Origin of the sequence: Mesorhizobium sp. M1E.F.Ca.ET.063.01.1.1 (assembly GCF_003998155.1) — a bacterium.
In the GTDB taxonomy this organism is placed as follows: domain Bacteria; phylum Pseudomonadota; class Alphaproteobacteria; order Rhizobiales; family Rhizobiaceae; genus Mesorhizobium.
Window position 1 is genome coordinate 1 of record NZ_RZSC01000222.1, and the last position, 8,385, is coordinate 8,385.

10 protein-coding genes are annotated in these 8,385 nt (G+C 64.4%); 3 read left to right on the forward strand and 7 right to left on the reverse strand.

Annotation, left to right across the window (positions count from 1 at the left end):
- From EOA29_RS17130 to EOA29_RS17140, 3 genes are all read right to left on the reverse strand, one after another.
- Nucleotides 1-1,219 (reverse strand): biotin carboxylase N-terminal domain-containing protein (locus tag EOA29_RS17130; protein ID WP_127221180.1); only part of this gene is annotated, 1,219 nt, incomplete at its 3' end.
- Nucleotides 1,220-1,423: 204 nt separating this feature from the next.
- A complete protein-coding gene (locus EOA29_RS17135; protein ID WP_127221181.1) occupies nucleotides 1,424-1,954 on the reverse strand; it encodes an O-acetyl-ADP-ribose deacetylase in 531 nt (176 codons plus the stop codon).
- A 2-nt stretch (nucleotides 1,955-1,956) separates the two neighbouring features.
- Nucleotides 1,957-3,564, reverse strand: coding sequence for a carboxyl transferase domain-containing protein (locus EOA29_RS17140; protein ID WP_127221182.1), 1,608 nt, complete (start codon nucleotides 3,562-3,564; stop codon nucleotides 1,957-1,959).
- Between the two features lie 192 nt (nucleotides 3,565-3,756).
- Between EOA29_RS17140 and EOA29_RS44025 the strand changes: the two genes are divergently transcribed.
- Nucleotides 3,757-3,924, forward strand: coding sequence for a type II toxin-antitoxin system HicA family toxin (locus tag EOA29_RS44025; RefSeq protein WP_348628891.1), 168 nt, complete (start codon nucleotides 3,757-3,759; stop codon nucleotides 3,922-3,924).
- Nucleotides 3,870-4,289: a type II toxin-antitoxin system HicB family antitoxin gene (locus EOA29_RS17150; protein WP_348628892.1), complete on the forward strand. Its 420-nt coding sequence runs from the start codon at nucleotides 3,870-3,872 to the stop codon at nucleotides 4,287-4,289. Before EOA29_RS44025 ends, EOA29_RS17150 begins: the two co-directional genes overlap by 55 nt.
- Here the strand turns inward: EOA29_RS17150 and EOA29_RS17155 are convergent.
- From EOA29_RS17155 to EOA29_RS17165, 3 genes are all read right to left on the reverse strand, one after another.
- Entirely contained in the window at nucleotides 4,286-5,449 is a 1,164-nt protein-coding gene (locus EOA29_RS17155; protein ID WP_127221183.1) for an isovaleryl-CoA dehydrogenase, read from the reverse strand. The two genes, EOA29_RS17150 and EOA29_RS17155, sit on opposite strands and share 4 nt — an antisense overlap.
- 48 nt (nucleotides 5,450-5,497) lie before the next feature.
- Complete coding sequence (locus EOA29_RS17160; protein ID WP_127221184.1) at nucleotides 5,498-6,145, reverse strand: TetR/AcrR family transcriptional regulator; 648 nt, start codon at nucleotides 6,143-6,145, stop codon at nucleotides 5,498-5,500.
- Nucleotides 6,146-6,388: 243 nt separating this feature from the next.
- Entirely contained in the window at nucleotides 6,389-6,670 is a 282-nt protein-coding gene (locus tag EOA29_RS17165) for an acylphosphatase (RefSeq protein ID WP_126094955.1), read from the reverse strand.
- A gap of 153 nt (nucleotides 6,671-6,823) precedes the next feature.
- Between EOA29_RS17165 and EOA29_RS17170 the strand changes: the two genes are divergently transcribed.
- Entirely contained in the window at nucleotides 6,824-7,312 is a 489-nt protein-coding gene (locus tag EOA29_RS17170; RefSeq protein WP_127221185.1) for a MarR family transcriptional regulator, read from the forward strand.
- A 127-nt stretch (nucleotides 7,313-7,439) separates the two neighbouring features.
- On the opposite strand, the gene EOA29_RS17175 is transcribed toward EOA29_RS17170, so the two are convergent.
- On the reverse strand, nucleotides 7,440-8,385 hold a 946-nt coding region (locus tag EOA29_RS17175; protein WP_127221186.1), incomplete at its 5' end, for a pyridoxal phosphate-dependent aminotransferase.

Here is an 8,385-nt window from a genome sequence, read left to right on the forward strand (position 1 = left end):
CGGTTCTGTGCTCAGCGTGGACCACAAGCTTGGCGATCATCGGATCGTAAAAGGGCGAGATCGCATCGCCGGCCCGCACGCCGGTTTCGATGCGGATGGCGGTGCCCTCGGGCGGCGCGTCGGGGAACTTCAAATGGTGGAGCGTGCCGGTCGCCGGCAGGAAGCCTTTCGATGCGTCCTCCGCATAAAGGCGCGCCTCGATAGCGTGTCCGGCAAGCACGATCTCGTCTTGCGTCTTCGGCAGTTTTTCACCGGAGGCGACACGGAGCTGCCACTCCACCAGATCGACGCCGGTGACCATCTCCGTGACGGGATGCTCGACCTGCAGCCGCGTGTTCATCTCCATGAACCAGAAGCGGTCCGCTTTCAGGCCATCGGAGGCGTCGACGATGAACTCGATCGTGCCGGCGCCCGAGTAGTTGATTGCCTTGGCGGCCGTCACGGCGGCTTCCGTCATCGCGTCGCGCAACTCGGGCGTCATGCCGGGGGCGGGCGCCTCCTCGATCACCTTCTGGTGGCGGCGCTGCGCCGAGCAGTCGCGCTCGAACAGATGCACCGCGCCGCCAAAATTGTCGCCGAACACCTGGACCTCGATATGGCGCGGCTTATCGACATATTTTTCCACCAGCACGCGGTCGTCGCCGAAGGCGGTCTTGGCCTCTCGCCGCGCGCCCGACAGCGCGTCGGAGAAATCGTCCGGATGGTCGACGCGGCGCATGCCCTTGCCGCCGCCGCCGGCGCGCGCCTTGATCAGCACCGGATAGCCGATCTCGCGCGCCTTGGAGGCGAGCAGCACGATTTCCTGCGCCTCGCCGTGATAGCCCGGCACCACTGGCACGCCGGCCTTTTCCATCAGCCGCTTGGCGGCATCCTTCAGCCCCATGGCGCGGATCGAGGCGGCGGACGGCCCGATGAAGACGAGCCCGGCGGCGGTCACCTGGTCGACGAAGTCGGGGTTCTCCGAAAGGAAGCCGTAGCCCGGATGGATGGCTTGCGCGCCCGTGGCAAGTGCCGCGGCAATGATCTTGTCGCCGCGCAGATAGCTCTCGCCGACGGGCGAGGCGCCGATATGCACCGCCTCGTCGGCCATCTCGACATGCAAGGCGCGGGTATCGGCATCCGAGTAGATCGCGACAGTGCGCACGCCGAGCTTGCGCGCGGTGCGGATGACGCGACAGGCGATCTCGCCGCGATTGGCGATCAGGATATTGCCGAACATGGAGCCTCCCCCAGCAAGGTTCGAACCGCGAGAGAAGCACGGCGCTTGAGCACCCCCCTCTGTCCTACCGGACATTGTCCGGCAGGCCAGAGGGGGGTACTGTCCCGCCAGCCTATCCCGGCAAGCGTTCGTCCAACATGATGGACGACCACTCCCTTACCAAGGGAGTGGTCTAACGAGGTCGTCTTCTTTTTGGTCATCAGTTCAGCTTTCCCCGATGGCAGCAACGGCTTGCCGGTATAGTTCCGCCGTCGGCTCGTCAAAGCAGCAGAAAGTAACGATCTGCGGTACTGCATTCTGTTGCAGGAAGCCGCTTACAATACCGGCGGCGATCCCGGTCGCTTCGTCCTTCGGAAAGCCGTAAATGCCGGTCGAGATCGCCGGGAAGGCGATCGTTTGGCAGTCATGGTCGCGGGCGATCTCGAGCGAGCGCCGGTAGCAGGAGGCAAGCAGTTCCGCCTCGCCCTTGCCGCCGCCCTGCCAGACCGGCCCGACCGCATGGATGACGTAGCGTGCCGGCAGGCGATAGCCCTCGGTCAGCTTGGCGTCGCCGGTGTTGCAGCCTCCGAGCGTGCGGCACTCGGCGCTCAGTTCAGGGCCTGCCGCGCGGTGGATGGCGCCGTCGACACCGCCGCCGACGAGCAGCGAGGAGTTGGCGGCATTGACGATGGCATCGACCGCGAGCTTGGTGATGTCGCCGGTGTGAACGCGGATCCTGTCATTGACGCCGCTCATCGTCACATCCTGAACACGCCGAATCTGGTCTCCTCGATCCCGGCATTGAGCGCCGCCGAGAGGCTGAGCGCCAGCACCTCGCGCGTCTTGGCCGGATCGATGATGCCGTCGTCCCAGAGCCGTGCCGAGGAATAGAGCGGGTGGCCCTCATGCTCGTATTTCATCAGGATCGGCTTGCGGAACTTCGTTTCCTCCTCGGCGCTCCATTGGCCGCCCTTGCGCTCGATGCCTTCGCGTTTGACCATGGCGAGCACGGTCGCCGCCTGTTCGCCGCCCATCACCGAAATGCGCGCGTTCGGCCACATCCACAGGAAGCGGGGCGAATAGGCCCGGCCGCACATGCCATAGTTGCCGGCGCCGAACGAGCCGCCGATGATCACCGTGAGCTTGGGCACGCGCGCCGTCGCGACCGCCATGACCAGCTTGGCGCCGTCCTTGGCGATACCGCCGGCCTCGTACTTTCGCCCAACCATGAAGCCGGTGATGTTCTGCAGGAAGATCAGCGGAATGCCGCGCTGGCAGCAGAGCTCGATGAAATGCGTGCCCTTCAGCGCGCTTTCCGAAAACAGCACGCCATTGTTGCCGAGGATGCCGACCGGCATGCCATGCAAATGGGCAAAGCCGGTGACCAAGGTGGTGCCGTAATTCTGCTTGAACTCGTCGAACTCGGAACCGTCGACGAGACGGGCGATCACCTCGCGGACGTCATAAGGTTGGCGCAAATCCGTCGGCACGATGCCGTAAAGCTCATGCGGGTCGTGAAGCGGCGATACAGGTTTCTGCAGGTTGAGGCTTACGGCCTTGTTCCGATTCAAGTTCTTGACGATACGCCGGCAAATGGCCAGCGCGTGCTCGTCGTCCATCGCATAGTGATCGGCGACGCCGGAAAGCCGGGTATGGACATCGGCGCCGCCGAGCTCCTCGGCGCTGACATCCTCGCCGGTGGCGGCTTTCACCAGCGGCGGGCCGCCGAGAAAAATGGTCGCCTGGTTGCGCACCATGATCGTCTCGTCCGACATCGCCGGCACATAGGCGCCGCCCGCCGTGCAGGAACCCATGACGCAGGCGATCTGCGGGATGCCGGCCGCCGACATGTTGGCCTGGTTGTAGAAGATGCGGCCGAAATGTTCGCGATCGGGAAACACCTCATCCTGATTGGGCAGATTGGCGCCGCCGCTGTCGACCAGGTAGATGCAAGGGAGATTGTTCTGCAGCGCGATTTCCTGCGCGCGCAAATGCTTCTTCACCGTCAGCGGATAGTAGGTGCCGCCCTTCACCGTCGCGTCGTTGACGACGACCATGACCTCGGTCCCTTCGACGCGGCCGACGCCTGTGATGATGCCTGCCGCGGGAATGTCCTCGCCATACATCGACCATGCCGCGAACTGGCCGACCTCGAGGAAGGGCGAGCCGGTGTCGAGCAGTTGCGCCAGCCGCTCGCGCGGCAGGAGCTTGCCGCGGCCTTGGTGGCGCTCGCGCGCCTCGTCCGAGCCGCCGCGCTCGATGCCGGCCGCCTTCTCGGCGATGTCGGCGACCAGCGCCCGCATGCGCTCGGCATTGGCGCGGAAGGTGTCGGAGGAGGGGGAGATCTGGGAGGCGAGGGCAGGCATTGACGAACCTCAGATGATATCATATTTTAGTATCACTTTGGGCTCTTGCCCTAACCCTAGAGGAGTCGGCCATCAGGGTACTCGATTTGGGCAGGGCGAAAAGTCACGAAAGCCGCGCACCGGCAGACGCTGGACAGGATATTTGCGAACCCGGTCAGCGCCTCGATCAAATGGCGCGATGTCGAGGCGTTGTTGATAGCACTAGGCGCTGAGGTTTCAGAGGGCAGCGGCTCGCGCGTCCGGTTCACAATATCCGGCCGGACGCTGTTCCTCCACCGCCCGCATCCGTCACCCGATACCAAGCGGTGGGCGGTCAGGGAGATCAGAGAGTTTTTGACGAACGTTGGAATAAGGCCATGAAGCTTTACAAGGGATATGCCGGATCGATCGAATTCGACGACGAGGACATGGTATTCCATGGCCGCATCCTTGGCATCCGCGACATCGTTACCTTCGAGGCCGAGACCGCCGAGGAATTGGTGAAATCGTTCCACGACAGCGTCGATGACTACCTTGCCTTTTGCAAAGAGCGTGGCGTCGATCCGCAGAAACCTTATTCGGGCAAGCTCGCTCTCCGCACCACGCCGGAAATCCATGCCTTGCTTGGCAAGGCGGCCGCAAGCGATGGCAAATCGATCAACCAGTGGGTATCTGACACGCTCGCCGAAGCTGCCCGCAAGCGGGTCGATGAAAGCTCGACGAAGGTCACAACCCGAGCGCACTAGTTCCCCTCCGCCATGATCTCGCGCCCGATCAGCCAGCGGCGGATCTCGCTGGTGCCGGCGCCGATCTCGTAGAGCTTGGCGTCGCGCAACAGCCGTCCGGTCGGATAGTCGTTGATGTAGCCGTTGCCCCCGAGGAGCTGGATGGCGTCGAGCGCCATCTGCGTCGCCTTTTCGGCGGCGAACAGCACGCAGCCGGCGGCGTCCTTGCGGGTGGTCTCGCCGCGGTCGCAGGCGGCCGCCACCGCATAGACATAGGCGCGCGCGGCGTTCACCGTCACATACATGTCGGCAAGCTTGCCCTGCACAAGCTGGAAAGTACCGATCGGCTGGCCGAACTGCTTGCGCTCGTGCACATAGGGGACCGCCACGTCGAGGCAGGCCGCCATCAGCCCGATCGGCCCGCCGGAGAGCACAGCGCGCTCATAATCGAGGCCCGACATCAGCACTTCCACACCGCGCCCTTCCTCGTGCAGCACATTCTCGAACGGCACCTCGACATTCTCGAAGACGAGCTCGCCGGTATTGGAGCCGCGCATACCAAGCTTGTCGAGTTTCTGCGCCACTGAAAAGCCGGCAAAGGCCTTCTCGACGATGAAGGCGGTGATGCCGCGCGAGTGGCGCTCCGGATCGGTCTTGGCGTAGACCACCAGCGTTTCGGCGTCAGGGCCGTTGGTGATCCACATTTTCGAGCCGTTGAGCACATAGCGGTCGTTGCGCTTTTCGGCGCGCAGCCGCAGCGACACCACATCCGAGCCGGCGCCGGACTCCGACATCGCCAGCGCGCCGACCTTCTCGCCGCTGCAGAGTGCCGGCAGATACTTCTCCTTCTGCGCCGGCGTGGCCCAGCGGTTGATCTGGTTGACGCAGAGGTTGGAATGCGCGCCGTAGGAAAGGCCGACGGAGGCCGACGCGCGCGAAATCTCTTCCATCGCCACGACATGGGCAAGATAGCCCATGCCGCTGCCGCCGAAATCGGGATCGGCGGTGATGCCGAGCAGGCCGAGCGCGCCGAACTCGCTCCACAAATGCGCCGGGAATTCGTTCGCGCGGTCGATTTCGGCCGCGATCGGCGCGATCCTGTCCTGGGCGAAGCGCCGCACCGTATCGCGCAACGTCTCGATATCCGGATCGAGCCCGAAATTCAGTGTGCTCGTGTACATGCCGTTCCTCCCGCGCATGCCCCGATCTTCGTGGGGATCATGCCTGTATCAGAGTGCCACGGCGTCCCCGGCGCGCTCGGAACGACGCGCGGTGCCATGGCTGATTGTCGCGCCGACCAGGCGCATTGTCATCGAAAGATATGTCGTGGTGACCTCACTGATCGACAGCCGCTCGCCCGGCCGGAACCAGACGATGACGCCGGTCATCATCTGGATCAGCGCCATGGCGGTAAGCCCGGTGTCGTCGATCTCGAAGACACCGGCTTCCACGCCGTCGCGCAGGATCGCGCGCAACTCCTTCTCATAGGCCGTGCGCATCTTCAGGATCTGCGTCAGCCGCTCATGCGAGAGGCTGCGCAATTCCATGTTGGAGACATGGGTGGCGTGGCGCCGCTCGATATGGAAGGCGATGTGGTTCTCGACATAGGCGGCGAGCCGCGCCACCGGATCGTTCGTTGCCGGCCGTGCGTTATTCCAAGCCTCCAGCAGGCCTTCCATATGCTCGCGCATCAGCGTGAACAGCAGGTCTTCCTTGGTCGGGAAGTAACGGTAGAGCGCGGCGGCCTGCACCCCGACTTCGGCCGCGAGCTGGCGCATCGACATCGCCTCGTAGCCTAGGCGCGCGATCAGGTTGACCGCCGCCTCGCGGACGGCTGCCTCGGTTTTTTCTCCGTCGGAGCCTGTGGTGCGTGCCATGCTTGCCTCTGTGGGGCATTAATAAAACAAACGTTCAATTAATTCAAGGCGCATGGGATAGATTGTTCCTCGCCCCCGCAAAGCGGGGGAGAGGTGGGTGGGCTCCGGCGAAGCCCGAGACGGAGCGGGGCTGCAGCGTTGGCGGGTTTGCTCTGAAATTCATCAAAGTAGCGCTGTCCCCCTCTCCGTCGCGGCTTCGCCGCGCCACCTCTCCCCCACTACCGTGGGGGCGAGGAAAGGGGCCTAAGCGACAATCGTGAACTCGGCAGGCGCGTCATCCGCGGCTTCCTCGACCTCGACCGCCGAGACCAGCGCGCCCCGCGGCCCTTGCCAAAGGCGGTCGATCATTGCGTCGACCGCGGCATGGGAGCCGGCGATGAGCGCTGTGACCGAGCCGTCGGCCTCGTTGCGCACCCAGCCCGTCACGCCAAGACGCATGGCTTCGCGGTGCGTCCACACCCGGTAGCTCACGCCTTGCACCGTGCCGCTTATGCGCGCTCGCACGGCTCTTTTCCGACCCTGCATTGCCCGCTCCAGATCTTTCCCATCAATCTGGAGCAGAACGGATCAAATGCAACGGGCTTCATCGTCAGGTGACCTTGTCAATTAAATAGTTGACCAAGTCAACTGACAGGGAAATTATCGGGACCTCGTAAAAGTCTCTGAAAGGAGGTCTGTATGCCGCACGAAGCCCTGGTTGATGAGATCCGCCGCTTCAACCGGTTCTACACCGGGCTGGTTGGGCTGCTCGATGAGACCTTGATGCAGAGCCCTTACACCCTGATCGAAGCCCGCGTGCTGTTCGAGCTTGGCCGCGGTTCCCGGACCGCTGGCGGCCGGGCCGGCTTCCTGGCGCGCATGTTTGATCTCGATCTCGCCCCGGTTGCATCCGAATTGGCCGGCGAACTGGGCCTCGCCCCAGCCTACCTCTTGAGGGTCCTGCGGAAATTCACCGCCATGGGGCTGGCCGAAATGCGCGCCGGCCCGGAGGGTGGGCTGCCCGTTCTTTCGCTGACCTCGCGCGGCGAGGCCGCGCTGGCCGATCTCGAGGCGGCGACGGACCGTGATCTCGCCCGCCTGATCGCCAAGCTCGGCGGCGAGGAAGCCTTGGCGCTTTCGGATGCGCTGAGCCGCGTGAGCCGCTTGCTGGAAACCGCAAGAATGTGAAATTGCCAGCGCCGGCGCGGCAGACGCTGGTGGCCACGGATTCCAGCTCTCATGGACGACGCAGCAAACCGCTATTTGCGGCCTGCGCCACTTGAATGCCAACCACGGCAGAAGCCGGATGCCTGGATCAGTTCCCCCTTGCCGCCGCCAGCGCGCCGGGCAATTCCTCGGCGAAGATGTCGAGCTCATGGTCGAGGCCGACGCTGACCCTGATGCAGCGGTCGAGCCGTGGCGCCATCGGCTTGCGAATGAAGACGTCGCGCGACAAAAGGGCCTGCATCACCTTCAGCGCGAAGGCGCCGTCATGACCGCAGTCGATGGTGACGAAATTGGTGGCCGAGGGCAGCGGCTTCAGGCCGTTCTCTTCGGCGACGGCCGCGATGCGGCGGCGTCCGGCCGCCACGCGCGCCACCACTGAGTTCAGATAGTCCTGGTCGGCCAACGCCTCGAGGCCGGCGATCTGCGCCATGCGGCTGACGCCGTAATGGTTGCGGATCTTCTCGAAGTCGCGGATCACTTCCCGTTCTGCCACCGCGTAGCCGCAGCGAATGCCGGCCAGTCCGTAGGCCTTGGAGAAGGTGCGCATGCGCACGACATTCGGCCGCGCGACATCGATCGGCGGCAGCGCCGAGGCCGGGCCCAACTCGCCATAGGCCTCGTCCAGCACCAGCATGGTGGTTTCCGGCAGCGCCTCGATGAAGCGGATGACCTCCGGCGCCTCCCACCAGTTCCCCATCGGATTGTCCGGATTGGACAGGTAGACCAGCGGCGCCTTTTCCCGGCGAACCGCGGCCAGCAGCCCCTCGAGGTCCTCCCTGTCGTTGGCGTAAGGCACCGTCACCAGCCGTCCGCCGACACCGGCGATGTGGAAGTTGAAGGTCGGGTAGGCGCCGAGCGAGGTCACCACCGCATCGCCCGGCGCGACATACATGCGGGCCACAAGGCCAAGCAGCCCGTCAATGCCTTCGCCGACGACCACGTTCTCGATGCTGACGCCATGGTGAGCGGCCGCCGCGGCCTTCAGGTCGAAATTGTCCGGGTCGCAATACATCCACTGGTCGCGGGCGACGCTC